Source organism: Limnohabitans sp. (genome assembly GCF_017848645.1).
In the GTDB taxonomy this organism is placed as follows: Bacteria; Pseudomonadota; Gammaproteobacteria; order Burkholderiales; family Burkholderiaceae_C; genus Limnohabitans_A.
In genome coordinates this window covers 40,583-57,582 of the sequence record NZ_JAFEIF010000024.1, presented here as the reverse complement: position 1 = coordinate 57,582, position 17,000 = coordinate 40,583, and the positions used below count along the sequence as shown (strand labels likewise).

The following is a 17,000-nucleotide window of genomic DNA, read 5'->3' as shown; positions in this document are numbered from 1 at the left end:
GTGTCCGTGGGTTGGGGTGTCAGGCCATTCAGCTGCAGCTGACGCTGCCGCAACCTGACATGGTCACGTTTTGGATGGCCGAGGGGTCGGCCAGGGTTTCGGTCACGCTGTCAAATCCCACCGACTTGAGGTGTGCGGCCAGGCCAGCGTCCATGCTGTTGGCGTGACCCGGAAACCACTCGGCCAGCGCTTCGGCCATGCGGGTGATGATGGTGGGGTCGCTGTCCAGGTAGTGGGCTTCGACCACGCGCATGGTCTCCAAAATCGTGGCGTGGTGCTCGGCGTGGCAGTTGTCGGCCGAAAACCCGGTGGCCAGCATCCAGCGCTCTTCTTGCGCAAAGTGCTCGACCGTGTGGTTCAAAAACGCCTTGTAGACCGGCAGCTGCTGGTCTTCGGGGGTGGCCAGAATCTGGTTGATCATGTCCACAAATTCCTGGTGCGTTTCGTCCATTCGGGCGTCGCCGGTGTGGAGCGAGTCGGTCCAGGGCATCAGGGTGGAGGTTGTGGTGGGTGTGGCGGTGGTGGTCATGGCGTTGAAGAAAACAAGGCGGCACGAAAGTGAGCTGCCAATTATCACGCCAAGCCCTCAGGCTGCAGGCTGGGTGGCTATTGCAACCCATGGACCCCTTTCAGGGCTCGGTGATTTGCAGGTGCGCCAAGCCATACAGGGGCCCGCCCGTCCAAGGGCTCAGGCAGATCTCGGCCCAGCAGCAAGCGGGGCCATAGGCCTCGGCCACTGTGTGTTGCGCCAGCAGTTCCAGGCGTTGGTGCTGCCGGGCCACCTCCAGCCCGTTGTGGGCGCCCCATAAAAACTGCGCCCCGGTGCCCGAAACGCTGGGTACCAAGCGGGCCTGGCCAATGCCCAGGGGTGTCATAAAGTCACACACCAGCTGCGAGCCTTCGTGGGCGTTCTCGCCAATCTCTTGCAGCACGGCCTTGACCTGTGTGGGTGTGAGGTACATCAGCACGCCTTCGCAGACCAGCAGCAGCGGTGCGTTGGCCTCGCGCACGCTGGCGGGCAGGCGCTGCCACCAGCCCGGTTGACTCAGGTCGATGTGGCCGTTTTTCGCGGTGTCCGAGTGCGGGCTCAACAGTTCATGGCGCATGGCCACCACGGGCTCCAGATCCACATCCAGCCAGTGGTTGTGCCCGTTGTCCAGCCACTGAAAATAATCCGACAAACCCGCGCCCAGGTTGATGCCCATAGCCCCCGGGTGTTGCTGGAAGAACGCATCGCCAATTTGCTTGATCAGGCGGGTGCGCCACAGCACGTTGAGCACCGAGGCGCGGTCTTGCAGCAGCGGGTCCACCAGCGTGTGGCTGTTTTGCAGCACCTGCTGGGCTTGCGCATCGTGCGGGTCCAGCCAAGGAAAAATAGTCGCCCCACGCGCCCGGGCCACCAAGGGCACCAGCAAGGTGCTGGGCACCGCGTCCAAGGTGGGCATGCTGCGGGAATGGTGCATTTGTGTCATGGCCTGTCTCCTCGTGTCTTGAGCCTTCCTTTTTAAAAGTGGCTGATCCAGCTGTGTCTGATGCAGGTCAAGGTCTTGGCCATTTGGCGCTGGTGTAGATCTATCTGGCCACGCCCCAACGGCCCGTACAACGACCTGTAAGGGCTGAGGGCATGCAAAAGCCGTTATGGTGTTGACCTTCGTCAAGTCACTCGCCTAGAACAGCACCATGGATTCCGTCACACAAGTACTTTTGGGCGCCTCGATTGGCGTGGCCGTCATGGGGCGGCGCACCGCGTTGTGGAAGTCGGCCCTGTGGGGCGGCGTGGCGGGCCTGCTGCCCGATCTGGATGTGCTGCTGGACCACGGCGACCCGATCTTGAACATGATCCGCCACCGCGCCGAGTCGCACGCCTTGCTCTTGCTCACGCTCTTTGCGTTCCCCATGGCATGGGCGGTGAGCCGCCTTCACCGTCAGCCGCAGCTGTATGGCCGTTGGTGGTGGGCGCTGATGCTGGCGCTGGTCACGCATCCCTTGCTGGACCTGATGACGATTTACGGCACCCAGGTGTTCCAGCCCTTCTCTGATGAGGCCTATGGTTTGGGCAGCATGTTCATCATCGACCCGGTGTATTCGCTGCCCTTGCTGGCAGGCGTGGTGGCAGCGCTGTGCGTCAAAACGGTGGGCCGGGCTTTGGCCATCAACGGCTGGGCCTTGGCTTTCAGCACCGCTTACCTGGCCTGGAGTGCGCTGGCGCAGGGTTGGGTCACGCAGCATGCTCGCCAGTCCTTGCAATCCCAAGGCCTGCCCACCCAGCAGCTGATGGTGACACCCGCGCCCTTGAGCACCTTGGTGTGGCGCGTGGTGGCACTCGATGGGGAACGCTTTCACGAAGGCATTTATGCCTTGATGGACGGCGGGCGGGCCATTCGCTTTGAGGCACACGAGCGCGGTGGCGCTTTGGCTGCGCAAAACGCTGACCACCCCCAGCTGCAGCGCCTGGCGCGGTTCACCGACGGGTTTTTCAAGGTGCAGCGCAACAGCGAGAGCTTGGTGGTGACCGACCTGCGCATGGGGCAGGAGCCCGACTATGTGTTTTCTTTCGACATCGGCCCGCCCCTGATGGCGGGCCAAAACCACCCTGTGGCCGAGCAACGCAGTCGCCGCATGGACGTGGGTGAGGGCTTGCAATGGCTGGGGCAGCGCATATTGGGACGCGATGTGCCGCCCCCGGGCACTGTCCGGCCTTGAGTCGGCGGTGCCAAAAAATTGGAGTGGGGTCAGGGGTGTGCAGCTTGTGGGCATGGACCCATGCAAGCTGCTGAACGTGCGTTGCGCTGAGTCGGCAAGGCACTGAAAGAAGGTGACGAGCCTTGACCCCGGCACTGGATTCACAGTTAGGGCTGCTTGGTTCCCCACCTGACCCGGTTGGCCGCTTCACCATGCGGGAAGGCCCGTCGGGGGTGATTGTAGGCGAGCTGGCAAGGGCTTTTCAGGGCGGGCCTGTTTTTTACGGTTTTCCCTCCGGTCGATCCCGCTTGGGGGCACTGACTTGCCCCTGTCCGAGACGGGTGGGCTGCGGGGCAGCCTGCCAGCCCGATAGAATCAGCCCCCATGTCTTACCTTGTCCTCGCGCGCAAATACCGCCCCCGCAATTTCACCGAAATGGTGGGGCAGGAGCACGTGGTTCAGGCCCTGACCAATGCCTTGGTGCAGCAGCGCCTGCACCATGCCTACTTGTTCACGGGTACCCGGGGTGTGGGCAAGACCACGGTGTCGCGCATTTTGGCCAAGTCGCTCAACTGCCAGGGCGCAGACGGGCAGGGCGGCATCACCGCCGAGCCCTGCGGCGTGTGCCAGGCTTGCCGCGACATCGACGCCGGTCGTTTTGTGGATTACACCGAACTCGACGCGGCCTCGAACCGGGGTGTGGACGAGGTGCAAAGCCTGCTGGAGCAGGCGGTTTACAAGCCCGTGCAGGGGCGCTTCAAGGTCTTCATGATCGATGAGGTGCACATGCTGACCAACACCGCGTTCAACGCGATGTTGAAGACCCTCGAAGAGCCCCCGGAATATTTGAAGTTTGTGCTGGCCACGACCGACCCGCAAAAGGTGCCGGTGACGGTGCTCTCGCGCTGCCTGCAGTTCAACCTGCGGCCCATGGCCCCCGAGACGGTGTTTGAACACCTGACCCAGGTGCTGGCCGCTGAACAGCTGAGCGCCGAGCCGCTGGCCTTGCGCCTTCTGGCCCGCGCCGCACGCGGCTCGATGCGTGACGCGCTGAGCCTGACCGACCAGGCCATTGCCTTTGGCAACGGCCAGTTGCAAGAAGCCGGCGTGCGCCAGATGCTGGGCAGCGTGGACCGCAGCCATGTGCTGCAACTCATCCGTGCTTTGACCGATGGCGACGGGGCCACCGTGGTCAACCAGGTCAATGCCTTGCGCCTGCAGGGCGTGTCGGCCGCCGCCACGCTGGAAGACATGGCCATGCTGCTGCAGCGCATGGCGGTGATGCAGATGGTGCCCGGTATGGCGCAAGACGGCGAAGACCCCGACACGCAGGGCCTGGCCGAACTGGCCGCTGCCATGCCCGCCGAAGAAACCCAATTGCTCTACAGCCTGTGCCTGCACGGGCGCACCGAGCTGGGCCTGGCCCCGGACGAGTACGCGGCGCTGACCATGGTGCTGCTGCGCCTGCTGGCCTTCAAACCCCCGGCGGGAACGGCAGAAAAAAAAAGTCCGCTGACCAGCCCTAGTGCCAGACCAAGTGCCAGTCCAAGTGCCAGTCCAAGTGCCAGTCCAAGTGCCAGCGACAGTCCACGGGTTGAAGCTGCGGCTGCACCTGCCCCAGTATCTGCTCCGTTAATTGCCCCACAAACTGCCTCTGCACCTGCTCACTTGACGGTGTCTAGGGTCGCCCCAGTGGTGTTGGACACCCCGCCTCCTGCAGCCCTTGCAGCCAAGGCCGAGCCTGTTTCACCCCACCCGGTCGCTCAGCCTGCAGCCCCAGCCAGCCACGAGCCGCCGCCTTGGGAGGATTGGCCGGACACGACCGACTACGCCGATCCAGACGGCCAAGCCTTTGCCACGGCCCCCGCAGTGGCTGCCTCACCGATGCCTGCCTTGCGTGCTTTGCCCGTGCGTGAAGCGCCCGAGCCTTCGGCCCGCTTGGACATGCCCCGTGCCGCTGCACCGGCTGCAGTGCAGGCCACGCCCGAAGGCGATGTCTGGCTGGAAGTGGTGCAAGGCCTGTTGGACCAGGAAGCCATCACCGCGCTGGTGCGCGAGCTGGCTTTGCAGTCGCAACTGCTTGGCCGCGACGGTGCGCAGTGGCAGCTGCGCGTGGAGCGCGAAACCCTGAACCACACCGCCAGCCGCGAGCGCCTGCAGGCGGCATTGCTGTCAGCAGGCCACGGCGATGTGAAGCTGCACATCGAGATCGGCCCGGTGAGCGACAGCCCGGCTCGGCGTCTGGCCGTGAAAGCTGCCGAAAAAATGCTGGCCGCGCAAGAACTCATTCAAAACGACCCCTTGGTGCAGGCCATGGTGCGTGATTTCGGGGCCAAAATCGTGCCCGGCAGCATCCAGCTGATTTGATTTTTCCCCTCATTTTTCATTTCATTTCTAAGGAAACACCATGTTCAACAAAGGACAACTCGCCGGTCTCATGAAGCAGGCCCAGGCCATGCAGGACAACCTGAAAAAAGCCCAGGACGAACTGGCGTTTGTCGAGGTCGAGGGCCAGTCCGGCTCCGGCATGGTCAAGGTGCTGATGACCTGCAAACACAGCGTGCGCCGCGTGACCATCGACCCCAGCTTGCTGGCCGATGACAAGGACATGCTGGAAGACTTGGTGGCTGCGGCCTTCAACGACGCCGTGCGCATGGCCGAAGAGGTTTCTGCTCAAAAAATGGGCAAGCTCACCGCCGGTTTGCCACCGGGCATGAAACTGCCTTTCTGAGCGTCTGAACATGGCCGACACCCACGCCCTTGCCACACTGGTGCAAGCCCTCAAGGGCTTGCCGGGGGTGGGCATCAAGTCGGCCCAGCGCATGGCTTTTCAGCTGCTGCAAAACGACCGGGCCACGGCTCGGCAACTGGCGGCTGCTTTGGACAATGCGGTGCAGAAAATTCGCCACTGCGAGAGCTGCCACACCTTCACCGAGGCCGAGTTGTGCGACACCTGCCTTGATGCCACCCGTGACCGCACCGTTTTGTGCGTGATCGAAACCCCGGCTGACCAGTCGGCCATTGAGCGCACGGGCACCTACCGGGGCTTGTATTTCGTGCTGATGGGCAAGCTCAGCCCGCTCGATGGCATTGGCCCGCACGACATTGGCCTGGCCAAACTCAAACAACGCGTGGGCGATGGCGTCTTGACCGAGGTGATTTTGGCCACCAACTTCACCGCCGAGGGCGAAGCCACCGCGCATGTGATCTCGGAGATGATCCGCCAGCAGGGCCTGCGGGTCACGCGCCTGGCTCGGGGCGTGCCTGCGGGCAGCGAGCTCGAATACGTCGACTTGGGCACCATCGCCCATGCTTTGGTTGACCGCCGCTGAGCTACTGAACAGCCCGCTCAGTTGGATGCTCAACAACTTTGGGCCTGCAAGTCCTTGGGTTGGGACTTGTCAATTACCTGCAATCCATTACGTGAAAACCCGCTCGGGATCAATCCCGATGCGCGATGCGCCGCGCCTGTTTAAGCTGCAAGCCTGTTCATTTTTTTCTTGGAGTGATGCGGGTGAAATCAGCCCATGTTTCTCGCCGATCGCTGTTGCTGGCCGCCGTGGCGACGCTTGCCGCCACGCAAACGCCTGCGGCCCGCGCCTCCGAGGCGGGGCGCGCCTTGCCGCGTGTGCGTTTGGCATTGGCCGCCAGCCAAAGCCTGTACCACCTGCCCCTGACCCTGGCCGATCGGCTGGGGTTTTTCCGGCAAGCGGGCGTGCAGCTGGAGTGGTTGCCTCAGGAGTCGGGTGCCAAGGCCTTGAGCCTGGCCCTGGCGGGGCAGGCCGATGTGGTGGCTGGGGCTTATGAGCATCTGTTTGGCTTGCATCTGAAGGGGCTCAACTACCAAAGTTTTGTGCAAATGAGCCGAACGCCTCAGGTCAGCATAGGGGGCAGCACGCGTGGCGGCATGGCTTGGCGCTCAGGGGCGGACATCCGGGGCGCGCGTCTGGGCATTTCGGCTTTGGACTCGTCCACCCACTGGACGGCCTGCCAATGGTTGCTGCGCCAAGGCTTGACGGGGGAGGATGTGGTGTTTGTCCCGGTGGGCTCCTCGCAGGGGGTGATGGAGGCGCTGCGCAGCGGCAGCATCGATGCCCTGTGCAATCCGGACCCGGTCATGCATTGGCTGGAACAAAAAAACGATATTCGCTTGCTGGGCGATGCCCGGACCTTGCAGGGCACGCGCCAGTTGATGGGGGGCTCGGTGCCGGGAGCCAGCTTGTTGGCGCATGTGGATTTTCTGCAGCAGCATCCCGATCGGGTGCAGGCTCTGAGCGACGGCGTGGTGCAGGCGCTCAAGTGGCTGCAGACGGCGGGTTTGACCGATATTTTGCGGACGGTGCCCGCCAGCCACTGGATGGGCGACCGGGCGATTTACCTGGGCGCTTTTGAGAAGCTGCGCGAGTCGTATGCGGTCGATGGCCTGGTGCGCGGCGAAGACGTGGCCCATGCCTGGCGTGTCAATGCCAAGCTGATTGGCGCGATCGGACCTCGGCAGGTTTTGCCTGAGCGGACTTTCACCAATGCTTTCGCTCAGAAGTCCAAAGGGCGCTGGCTGTCCTGACGGGCTTGGGGTGTGGGGTTTTGATTCACCCCCGCAGCCGCCGTTCGGTGTTCAACGCTTTGAAGCTGCTTTGCTGGGACGGGCCGCGACTTTGCTGCGCTGTGGCTCTGTGCGGCGTGGTGACGATTTGGTCGCCTTTCTTGACGCCTTGGCCGGCACGTAAATGGCCAGTGTCTGGCCGTTGGACAATGTCACGTTGGGTTTGAGGCGGTTCCAGTCGGCCACGTTGGCGGCGCTCACGCCGTGGCGCGATGCAAGGCGCGCGAGCGTATCGCCCGCGCGGGCCTTGACCATGATCTTGCGCAACACCACCTCGGGGGCCAACAGCAGGTGACCATTGTCGGCCAGGTGTTCGGTCACATCGTTGTCCAGCTTGCCTTGGCGGGGCACCAGCAGCGTGGAGCCAGCCTTGACCAGCATGCGGGCCGGAATGCCGTTGACGCTGCGCAGCTGCTCTGCAGACATGCCCACCTGCTTGGCCACTTCTTCGGCTCCCATGGTGCGCGGCGCTTGCCAGGCCGTCCAGCTCGACAGGCGGCGCTCGGGGCGCGCTTGCAGGTTGGTTTCGAAGACGGTGGCGTTGTCCCAAGGCAGCAGAATGTGTGGCGTGCCCGCCGCCAAAATCACAGGGCGGTTCATGGCCGGGTTCAAGGCCTTGAAGTCTTCCAGGCTCACGTTGGCGAGTTTGGCGGCCATGGCCACGTCAATGTCGCGTTCGATGGCCACGCTCTTGAAGTAGGGGTGGTTTTGAATGAGCGGCAACTCGGTGTTGAAGGCCTCGGGTTGGGCCACAATGTTTTTGACCGCCTGCAGTTTGGGCACATAAAAGCGCGTCTCATTGGGCATGCGCAGGTCGCTGTAGGTCAGCGGCAAGCCTTGCGCCTTGTTGCGCGCGAGGGCCCGGCCGACGCTGCCCTCACCCCAGTTGTAGGCGGCCAAGGCCAGGTGCCAGTCGCCAAACAGGGTGTAGAGTTTTTGCAGGTAGTCGAGGGCCGCGCGGGTGGACTCCAGCACATCGCGGCGCTCGTCCCTGAACAGGTTTTGTTTCAGGTCGAAATACTTGCCCGTGGCCGGCATGAATTGCCACATGCCTGCGGCCTTGGCACTGGACACGGCTTGGGGGTTGAAGGCCGACTCAATGAAGGGCAGCAAGGCCAGCTCCATGGGCATGTTCCTGCGCTCGAGTTCTTCAACAATGTGAAACAGGTAAGGGCGTGAGCGCTCGGTCATGCGCAGCATGTAGTCGGGCCGACTGGCATACCACTGCTCGCGGTTGCGCACCAGATCGTTGTCCAGGTCGGGCATGGCAAAGCCACGGCGGATGCGCTCCCAGATGTCGGTTTGCTCTTGCAGGCCAATGAGGGCATTGGGTTTGAGGGACACCGGTCGCTCTGTGTTCATCTCGGTCACGGGTGGCGCTGCAGGGGCGACAGGGGCGGTGATCGGGACAGGCACGGGCGCAGCCAAGGCGGGGGCGGCTGGCGCTGTTGTGGCCGCAGGCAACCTCTCCATGGGCGGCTGAGGTGCTGCTTGCGGGGGGGGCAGGGAGGTGGCGCAGCCAGAAACCACAGCGGCCAGCAGCAAAACCCAACTGGGGCGAATGAGGCGGGCTGGGGCAAGTGAGATCGGGTTCATCGGAAGTCGTTTTTCCATTGGCGAAGGGCTGCAAAGGTGGACACATCGTCCACGGCCAGGCGGTCACGCTGGCGCACGGGGGTGGCCACTGTGGCCAGGCGGCTTCGTAAAAAGGGGTTGATGGCGCGCTCGGTGTGCAGCGCCACGGGCAAGGTGGGCAGCGATTGGTGGCGCAGCTCGGTGCATTGGGCCCAGTAAGCTTGCAGTGCCGGGTTGTCCGGCTCAACGGCCAGCGCAAACTTCAGGTTCGACAAGGTGTATTCGTGGGCGCAGCATACCCGCGTGGCACCTGGCAAGGCGGCCAGGCGGTCCAGCGAGTCCAGCATTTGGGCGGGCGTGCCTTCAAACAAACGCCCACACCCGCCAGAAAAGAGGGTGTCACCACAAAAAAGCAGCGGGTCCTGGCCTGTGGGCTGCGCCCAAAAAGCGATGTGGCCCAGGGTGTGGCCTGGCACCTCATGCACCTGAAATGCCAGCCCGTGCCAATCAAAGCAGTCACCTTGTTGAAGGCCTTGGGTGGGGACGGGCATGTGTTCGAGGGCGGGGCCCAGCACACGGGCCCCGGTGCGGGCCACCAGTTCGGCCAGGCCGCCCGTGTGATCGGCGTGGTGGTGCGTGACTAGAATCGTGTCCAATTGCAGACCCGGATGCGCTTGCAGCCAGGCCAGCACGGGCGCACTGTCGCCGGGGTCCACCACGAGGGCGTGGCGGTCGGTGTGCAACAACCAAATGTAGTTGTCTGCGAAAGCGGGCAGGGCAATGAGTTTCATGGAGCGTTCGATTATAGAAAGCCAGCACCCCACGCCCGCCTGGCTGGCCCATTTGGGTCAGCCGGTGGCCTCGCGCTTGCTGGCCTGGGAACAAGCCCAGGCCGATGCGCTGCTGGCCGATGTCTTTGGCTACCACGCGGTGCAGTTGGGCTGGCCCGAGTTGCAGGCCTTGCGCCAAAACCGCATGCCGCACCGCTGGCAGGCAGGTGCCGAGTTCGAATGGCCTCAGGAGCACAAGGCCTTGAGGGGTCCTGTCGTGCAAGCCTTGCAGCCGTCACAGCCTCCCCATCCTGACCCTTGTGCGCCAATGGGCCCCGATGTCTGGCTGGACAGTCGGGCCTGGCCTTGGCAGGCGGACAGCCTGGACCTGGTGGTCTTGCCGCACACGCTGGAGCGCTCGGCCGATCCGCATGCCTGTTTGCGCGAGGTCGAGCGGGTGCTGATTCCCGAAGGGCAAGTGCTGATCACGGGCCTGAACCCCATGAGTTTGTGGGGGTGGCCCCCTCAGCGAGGTGGTCCGCGCCGGCTCGGCGGGGCTTCGGTGCAGCGCCTGATCGCTTACCGGCGATTACGCGACTGGTTGCGTTTGTTGGGTTTTGAGGTGCAGGTCAGCCGCTTTGGGGGCTGGACCCCGGCCTTGACCAGTGAGCGCTGGATGCAGCGCTTGGGCTGGATGGAGCGTGCGGGCGAGCGTTGGTGGCCCATTTTGGGGGGCGTCTATTTGTTGATGGCCACTAAACGGGTGCCCGGGGGGCGCTGGCTGCCAGCGCGCCAATGGCGCACGGTACGATCGCCCGCAGCAGCGACCGCACCTGTGGCCCGCTCCGATACCTTCATGGGCCATCCCCCGGCCGAGAAAGATGCTTTTGACCCACGTTGAAATTCACACCGATGGCGCCTGCAAGGGCAACCCCGGCCCTGGCGGCTGGGGCGTTCGCCTGCAGTCGGGCCAACATGTTCAGGAGTTGTTTGGCGGCGAGCTGAACACCACCAACAACCGCATGGAGATGACAGCCGTCATTGAAGGCCTGCTGGCGCTCAAGCGCCCTTGCCAGGTCACGCTGTACCTGGACAGCGAATATGTGCGCAAGGGCATCACCGAGTGGATCCATGGCTGGAAAGCCCGAGGCTGGCGCACGGCGGCCAAACAACCTGTCAAAAATGCCGACCTGTGGCAAAAATTGGACAGTGTCGTGTCTTCTTCGGGACACCAGATCGACTGGCGCTGGGTCAAAGGCCACAACGGCGATCCGGGCAACGAGCGGGCTGATGCACTGGCCAACCAAGGCGTGGACAAAGCCTTGGGCCGCTGAAGCCAACTGCCCAGGCCGGGTGCGCGCGGCCCAGGCCCTGACGCGCCCTAGCGGTCGGGTCTGCTGCAAGGGCCTGCTGACTGTGGGGAAATGGCTTGCGCGCTGTTACATTGCTGAAGTCTTGGCGAACGCAACCTGAGAGAAATCTGAATGGCTTACAAGAAGAAATACGCAGTGCTGGCCCTGGTGGGCATTTCCGTGGCCTCAGGAGCCGCCTGGTGGTGGCAAAACAAGGCCCCGACGGGTGGTGCGGCGCCCAGTTCAGCAGCTTCTTCCGCCTCAGGTGGTCCTTCCGCAGCCCCTGCGGGTGCAGCCAGTGGCGCACCAGGGGCCGGGCCAGGAGGCGCAGCCGGTGGGTCAGGTGGGGCAGGCCGGGCTCCGGCAGTGGAGGTCGCCAAGGTCGAGCGCATGACCTTGGTGGACGAGACCCAGGCCGTGGGCAGTTTGCGCTCGCGCCAAGGCGTGATGCTTCGCCCCGAAGTGGGGGGCCGTGTCAAACAGATTCTTTTCAGCGACGGCCAGCGTGTGCGCAAGGGCCAGTTGATGGTGCAGTTTGAAGACCAACTGCAGCAGGCCCAGGTGGCGCAGGCGCGTGCCGAGCTGTCGATTGCCGAGGCCAACCACAAGCGCAACCAGGAGCTGGTGGCGCAAAACTTCATCAGCCAGCGCTCGCTGGACGAGAGTGCGGCGGCCCTGGAAGTCTCCCGTGCCAAATTGTCGCTGGCCCAGGCCACGCTGCAGCGCTTGCAGGTGCTGGCGCCGTTTGATGGCATCACCGGCCTCAAGCAAATCAACGTGGGCGATTACCTCAAAGATGGCGCGGACATGGTCAACGTGGAAGACATCGATGCCGTGCTGCTCGACTTCCGTTTGCCCGAGCGTTTTCAGGCACGGGTGCGCGCAGGACAAAAAGCCCAATTGACGGTGGACGCTTTGCCGGGCCGTCCGTTCACGGCCATCGTGCAGGCGGTGGACCCTTTGATCGAGGCCAATGGCCGCTCGGTCGGTGTGCGCGGCTGCATCGACAACCGCCAGCAGCAACTGCGCCCGGGCATGTTTGCCCGGGTGAACGCGGTCTTTGGCTCGCGTGACAACGCCTTGGTCATTCCGGAGGAAGCCATCATCCCCCAGGGTGGGCGCACCTTTGTGGTCAAGGTCGTACCCGGTGATAAACCCGAGAACCTGGTGTCCGAGCGGGTGGCCGTGAAGGTCGGTTTGCGTCAACCGGGCAAAGTTGAAATCGTCGAAGGATTGTCTGCCGGTGATACCGTGGTGACTGCAGGTCACCAGCGTTTGCAAAAAGACGGTACGGCTGTGCGCGTGGTGGACTTGTCCCAGCCTGGCGGCCCTCGTCCTGCCGGTGGGCAGGGTCAGGCCGCAGCGCCGGCGGGCGGCGCTTCAGCTGCATCTGCCGCTTCAGCTCCGGGCTCAGGGGGGGCAGCGGCCGCTTCTGCGGCACCAGCGGGCGCCAGCAAGCCCACAAAGCCGCCGGCCAAGCCAGTGGCGCTGTCGGGCCCTAACCCTTGCCTGAGGGGCAACGATGCAGCTCGCTGAAGTCTCCATCCGGCGGCCCGTGTTGGCCGTGGTCATGTCCTTGCTGATCGTGCTCATTGGTGCAGTCAGCTTCAAGAGCCTGTCGCTGCGCGAATACCCCAAGATCGATGAGCCCACCGTCACCGTGACCACCCGCTACGTGGGGGCGTCGGCCGAGGTGATCGAGTCGCAGGTCACCAAGCCGCTGGAAGACTCGATCGCGGGCATCGATGCGGTGGACGTCATCACCTCCATCAGCCGCGCCGAGCAGTCGCAAATCACGGTGCGCTTTCGCCTTGAAAAAGACGCCGACACGGCAGCTGCCGAAGTGCGTGACCGCACGTCGCGTGTGCGCAACCGTTTGCCCCAGGCCATCGAAGAGCCGGTCATTGCCAAGGTCGAAGCCGATGCCTTTCCGGTGATTTGGCTGGCTTTTTCCAGTGACACGCTCAATGCCTTGCAGATCAACGACCTGGTCAACCGCGTGGTCAAGCCGCGCCTGCAGACCGTCACGGGTGTGGCCGATGTGCGCATTTTTGGCGAGCGCAAATACGCCATGCTGGTCTCGCTGGACCATGCGCGTTTGTCGTCTTACAAGCTGACGCCCCAGGATGTGGAAGATGCCATCCGCCGCAGCAACCTGGAGTTGCCAGCCGGCCGGATCGAGTCGACCAATCGGGAGTTCAGCGTGTCCTCCCAGACCGACCTGACCCGTCCCGGTCAGTTCGGCGAGATTGTCATACGCACCATCAACGGCTTTCCGGTCAAGCTGCGTGATGTGGCCCAGATCAAGGAAGATGCGGCCAACGACCGCAGTGTGGTGCGCCTGAATGGACGGCCAGCGATTTCAGCGGGCGTGATCCGGCAAGCCACGGCCAACCCGCTGGAGCTGTCCAAAGGCGTGCGCGAGATGATCCCCCGCCTGAAGGCCGATTTGCCGGGGGATATGTCCATCGATGTGGCCAACGACAACTCGGTGTTCATTGACCGGTCGATCAAGAACGTGTTTCAGACCATTGTCGAAGCCGTGGTTCTGGTGGCCTTGGTGATTTTCGTGTTCCTGCGCACTTTGCGTGCTTCGATCATCCCGATCATCACCATCCCGGTCAGTTTGATTGGTGCGTTTGCCATGATGGCCCTGGCGGGTTTCACCATCAACACACTGACCTTGCTGGCGCTGGTGCTGGCCATTGGATTGGTGGTGGACGACGCCATCGTGGTGTTGGAGAACATTTACCGGCACATTGAAGAAGGACTGGACCCGTTTTCAGCGGCCATCAAGGGCGTGCGTGAAATCAGTTTTGCCGTCATCGCCATGACTTTGACTTTGGCCGCCGTGTTTGCCCCCTTGGCCTTCACACCGGGGCGCACAGGCAAGTTGTTTGGCGAGTTTGCGTTGGCTCTGGCTGGGGCGGTGATCGTGTCCGGCTTTGTGGCCTTGACCCTGGCGCCCATGCTGAGCGCCAAACTGCTGCGCCACAACCCCAACCCGAGCTGGTTTGACCGCTTCATGGAGCGCAGGCTCACGGCCTTGTCCAATGGCTATGAAAGCCTGTTGACCTTGATCTTGACCCGCGCCCGTTGGGTGGTGGTGCTGGTCATGCTTGCTTCTGGCGCAGGCATTGCATTCATCTACCCGACGATGAAGCAGGAACTCGCGCCACTGGAGGACCGGGGCACGATTTTGGCGACTGTCAATGCCCCCGATGGTTCAACCTTGGAATACACCGACCGCTATGCGCGTTCGCTCGAAAAATTCGGGCAGGCTTATCCAGAATTCGACCGGATTTTCGCCAACATGGGCAACCCCACGGTGGGTCAGGGCTCGGTGGTTTACCGTGCGGTGGACTGGGATGAGCGCAAACGCACCACGCTTGAAATCGCCCGTGAACTGGGGGCCAAGTTCAACAGTCTGCCTGGGGTCAACGCATTCCCGATCACGCCGCCTTCCTTGGGCCAGGGCTTTCGTGAGCGGCCTTTGAACTTCGTGATCCAGACTTCGGACAGTTACCAAAACCTGAACTTGCTCACCCGGCAAATGATGGACGAAATCGCCAAGAACCCGGGCATCTTGTCGCCCGACGTGGACTTGCGTCTGAACAAGCCCGAGCTGCGCATCGAAGTGGACCGCGTCAAAGCCAACGAGCTCGGCGTGAGCATTGAAGTGGTGGCTCGCACCATCGAGACCATGCTGGGCGGTCGTGTGGTGACGCGCTACAAGCGCGATGCCGAGCAGTACGACGTGATTGTGCAAACCCTGCCTTCGGCCCGCAACACGCCCGACGACATCGACGTGATCCAGGTGCGTGGCCGCAACGACACCATGATTCCCTTGTCGAGTCTGGTGAAAGTGCGCGAGAGCGTGTCACCGCGCGAGTTGAACCACTTTGGTCAGCGCCGCTCGGTGTCCATTACCGCCAACCTGGCCCCCGATTACTCATTGGGTCAAGCCATCCAATTCATGGATGAAACGGCGGCCAAGGTGCTCAAGCCTGGCTACACCACCGAACTCAACGGCACCTCGCGGGAGTTCAAAAGCTCGCAGGGGGCTTTGGTGCTTGTCTTTGTGCTGGCGCTGCTGTTCATCTTTTTGGTGTTGTCCGCCCAGTTTGAGAGCTTCATCGACCCCTTTGTGATCATGCTGTCGGTGCCGCTGTCCATGATCGGGGCGCTCTTGGCGCTCAAGTTCACGGGTGGATCGCTCAACGTGTATTCGCAAATTGGCTTGATCACCTTGGTGGGCTTGATCACCAAGCACGGCATTCTGATTGTCGAATTCACCAACCAGTTGCGCGAGCAGGGCATGGCCATGCAAGAGGCGCTGATCAAGGCTTCTGCACAGCGCCTGCGCCCGATCTTGATGACCACCGGGGCCATGGTATTGGGCGCTGTCCCTCTGGCCCTGGCCACGGGCGCGGGCGCTGAGAGCCGCACGCAAATCGGCTGGGTGATTGTGGGTGGCATGAGCTTGGGCACGGTGCTGGCTGTTTTCGTCGTGCCTACCATGTACTCGTTGCTGGCTCGCCGATCGGTGCCAGGGCCGAACAAGGCGGTGGCGCATGAGGCACCGCCCGAGTCGGCGGTGCACTGACCGCCAGACGCTGCACGCGCTGTGCAGCGCCAGAGCCATGAAAAAAGCGGCCTTGGCCGCTTTTTTCATGCGTGCCTGGTTCCCGGGTTCAGAGGTGCCCGTCAAACATCATCACATCCACCTCGTCGCCCACAGCCACGTTGCCTTGGGCATGTCCCAGCACGATCAGGCCATTGGCTTGCACCATGGAGCTGAGCACGCCCGAGCCTTGGTTGCCGGTGATGCTGACCTGCAATTGGCCCGCCGCGTTGGTGCTGACCACGCCGCGCTGGTATTCGGTGCGGCCCGGTTTCTTGCGCAGCGCCTCGGTACTTTGGGCTTTGAGCAGTGGCAAGGGCGGCGCTTGCCAGCCCATGAGTTGCTGCAGGGCTGGGCGCACAAAGGCGGCAAAGGTGACCATGACGGCCACCGGGTTGCCGGGCAGGCCAAACAACACGGCCGAGCGCTTGCTGCGTTGAATACGGCCCACCGCCATGGGGCGGCCGGGGCGCATGGCGATGCGCCAAAACGCCACATCGCCCAGTTTTTTCATCATGGCCTTGGTGTGGTCGGCCTCGCCCACGCTCACGCCGCCGCTGGTGATGATGGCGTCGGCCTGTGCAGCCGCGTCCACAAAAGCTTGTTCCAGCGCCGCAGGCTCGTCGCGCACCACGCCCATGTCGATCAATTCACACCCCAGGGCCTGCACCATGCCGGCGACGGTGTAGCGGTTGCTGTCGTACACCGAGCCTTCGCGGGGGGCTTCGCCCAGGCTCAGGATTTCGTCACCGGTCGAAAAATAGGCCACTTTGGGCCTGCGCCAAACACGCACGCTGGGCAAGCCCAAGCTGGCCAGCAGACCGCAGGCGGCGGGGGCAAGGCGCGTGCCTGCTCTCAGGGCAGGTTGCCCGGCCATGAGGTCTTCGCCCAAAAGACGGCGGTTGTCGCCCGCTTGCAGCAGGCCGGGAGGGATATGCACGGTGTCGCCGTCCACCTTCACCAATTCTTGGGGGGCTACGGTGTCCAGCCCTGCGGGCATGATGGCCCCGGTCATGATGCGCACGCACTCGCCCGCATTCATGTTGCCTTGCCAAGCGGCACCGGCAAAAGCGGTGCCGACCACCTTAAAAGGGGTGGGGCGGTCACTCAGCAGTTCTGCACCCCGCAATGCGTAGCCGTCCATGGCCGAGTTGTCGTGCGGCGGCACACTGATGGGCGAGACCACGTCTTGCGCCAGGATGCGGCCGTGCGCCTGCATCAGGGCCACGGTTTCTTGTTCGCGCACGGGCTGGACCAGCTGGGCCAAAAAGTCGTTCACATGGCGGGCCGACAGGGCTTGCGGGTCGTAGCCTTGCAGGCGTTCGGCGATCTCGCTCAAGGACAGTGCGGGTGACTGGGCGGTTGAAAGCGCGGAGGAGTTGGGCGTGGTCATG

Annotated in this window: 14 protein-coding genes and 1 other RNA gene; 9 read left to right on the top strand and 6 right to left on the bottom strand. The window is 63.3% G+C overall.

Annotated features, from left to right (window positions below):
* Window positions 1-28: 28 nt before the first annotated feature.
* Both QZ190_RS06055 and QZ190_RS06050 read right to left on the bottom strand, forming a co-directional pair.
* On the bottom strand, window positions 29-529 hold the full coding sequence (locus QZ190_RS06055; RefSeq protein ID WP_291914708.1) for a hemerythrin domain-containing protein: 501 nt from the start codon (window positions 527-529) through the stop codon (window positions 29-31).
* 100 nt (window positions 530-629) lie between these two features.
* On the bottom strand, window positions 630-1,472 hold the full coding sequence (locus QZ190_RS06050; protein ID WP_291914706.1) for a class I SAM-dependent methyltransferase: 843 nt from the start codon (window positions 1,470-1,472) through the stop codon (window positions 630-632).
* Between the two features lie 208 nt (window positions 1,473-1,680).
* On the opposite strand from QZ190_RS06050, the gene QZ190_RS06045 reads away from it, so the two are divergent.
* Complete coding sequence (locus QZ190_RS06045; protein WP_291914704.1) at window positions 1,681-2,703, top strand: metal-dependent hydrolase; 1,023 nt, start codon at window positions 1,681-1,683, stop codon at window positions 2,701-2,703.
* 111 nt (window positions 2,704-2,814) lie between these two features.
* Here the strand turns inward: QZ190_RS06045 and ffs are convergent.
* Window positions 2,815-2,911: signal recognition particle sRNA small type (gene ffs, locus QZ190_RS06040), an RNA gene on the bottom strand.
* A gap of 155 nt (window positions 2,912-3,066) precedes the next feature.
* Here ffs and dnaX point away from each other — a divergent pair.
* The 4 genes from dnaX (at window position 3,067) to QZ190_RS06020 (ending at window position 7,246) form a co-directional block, all read left to right on the top strand.
* Window positions 3,067-5,049: a DNA polymerase III subunit gamma/tau gene (gene dnaX, locus QZ190_RS06035; protein WP_291914702.1), complete on the top strand. Its 1,983-nt coding sequence runs from the start codon at window positions 3,067-3,069 to the stop codon at window positions 5,047-5,049.
* Between the two features lie 40 nt (window positions 5,050-5,089).
* The gene (locus QZ190_RS06030) at window positions 5,090-5,413 is read left to right on the top strand and encodes a YbaB/EbfC family nucleoid-associated protein (protein ID WP_291914700.1); all 324 of its coding nucleotides are present in this window, start codon (window positions 5,090-5,092) and stop codon (window positions 5,411-5,413) included.
* A gap of 10 nt (window positions 5,414-5,423) precedes the next feature.
* A complete protein-coding gene (gene recR / locus QZ190_RS06025; RefSeq protein WP_291914698.1) occupies window positions 5,424-6,014 on the top strand; it encodes a recombination mediator RecR in 591 nt (196 codons plus the stop codon).
* A gap of 176 nt (window positions 6,015-6,190) precedes the next feature.
* Window positions 6,191-7,246, top strand: coding sequence for an ABC transporter substrate-binding protein (locus QZ190_RS06020; protein ID WP_291914696.1), 1,056 nt, complete (start codon window positions 6,191-6,193; stop codon window positions 7,244-7,246).
* Between the two features lie 51 nt (window positions 7,247-7,297).
* On the opposite strand, the gene QZ190_RS06015 is transcribed toward QZ190_RS06020, so the two are convergent.
* Entirely contained in the window at window positions 7,298-8,881 is a 1,584-nt protein-coding gene (locus QZ190_RS06015) for a transglycosylase SLT domain-containing protein (protein ID WP_291914695.1), read from the bottom strand.
* Window positions 8,878-9,651, bottom strand: coding sequence for a hydroxyacylglutathione hydrolase (gene gloB, locus QZ190_RS06010; RefSeq protein WP_291914692.1), 774 nt, complete (start codon window positions 9,649-9,651; stop codon window positions 8,878-8,880). Before gloB ends, QZ190_RS06015 begins: the two co-directional genes overlap by 4 nt.
* On the opposite strand from gloB, the gene QZ190_RS06005 reads away from it, so the two are divergent.
* The 4 genes from QZ190_RS06005 (at window position 9,650) to QZ190_RS05990 (ending at window position 15,588) form a co-directional block, all read left to right on the top strand.
* A complete protein-coding gene (locus QZ190_RS06005; RefSeq protein ID WP_291914690.1) occupies window positions 9,650-10,531 on the top strand; it encodes a methyltransferase domain-containing protein in 882 nt (293 codons plus the stop codon). The genes gloB and QZ190_RS06005 overlap by 2 nt on opposite strands.
* Entirely contained in the window at window positions 10,518-10,964 is a 447-nt protein-coding gene (gene rnhA / locus QZ190_RS06000; protein WP_291914688.1) for a ribonuclease HI, read from the top strand. The genes QZ190_RS06005 and rnhA overlap by 14 nt, the downstream gene beginning before the upstream one ends.
* Before the next feature lie 150 nt (window positions 10,965-11,114).
* A complete protein-coding gene (locus tag QZ190_RS05995) occupies window positions 11,115-12,518 on the top strand; it encodes an efflux RND transporter periplasmic adaptor subunit (protein ID WP_291914686.1) in 1,404 nt (467 codons plus the stop codon).
* A complete protein-coding gene (locus QZ190_RS05990; protein WP_291914684.1) occupies window positions 12,505-15,588 on the top strand; it encodes an efflux RND transporter permease subunit in 3,084 nt (1,027 codons plus the stop codon). Before QZ190_RS05995 ends, QZ190_RS05990 begins: the two co-directional genes overlap by 14 nt.
* Before the next feature lie 88 nt (window positions 15,589-15,676).
* Here the strand turns inward: QZ190_RS05990 and glp are convergent, their stop codons facing one another.
* Window positions 15,677-16,999: a gephyrin-like molybdotransferase Glp gene (gene glp / locus QZ190_RS05985; protein WP_291914681.1), complete on the bottom strand. Its 1,323-nt coding sequence runs from the start codon at window positions 16,997-16,999 to the stop codon at window positions 15,677-15,679.
* Between the last annotated feature and the right edge of the window lies 1 nt (window position 17,000).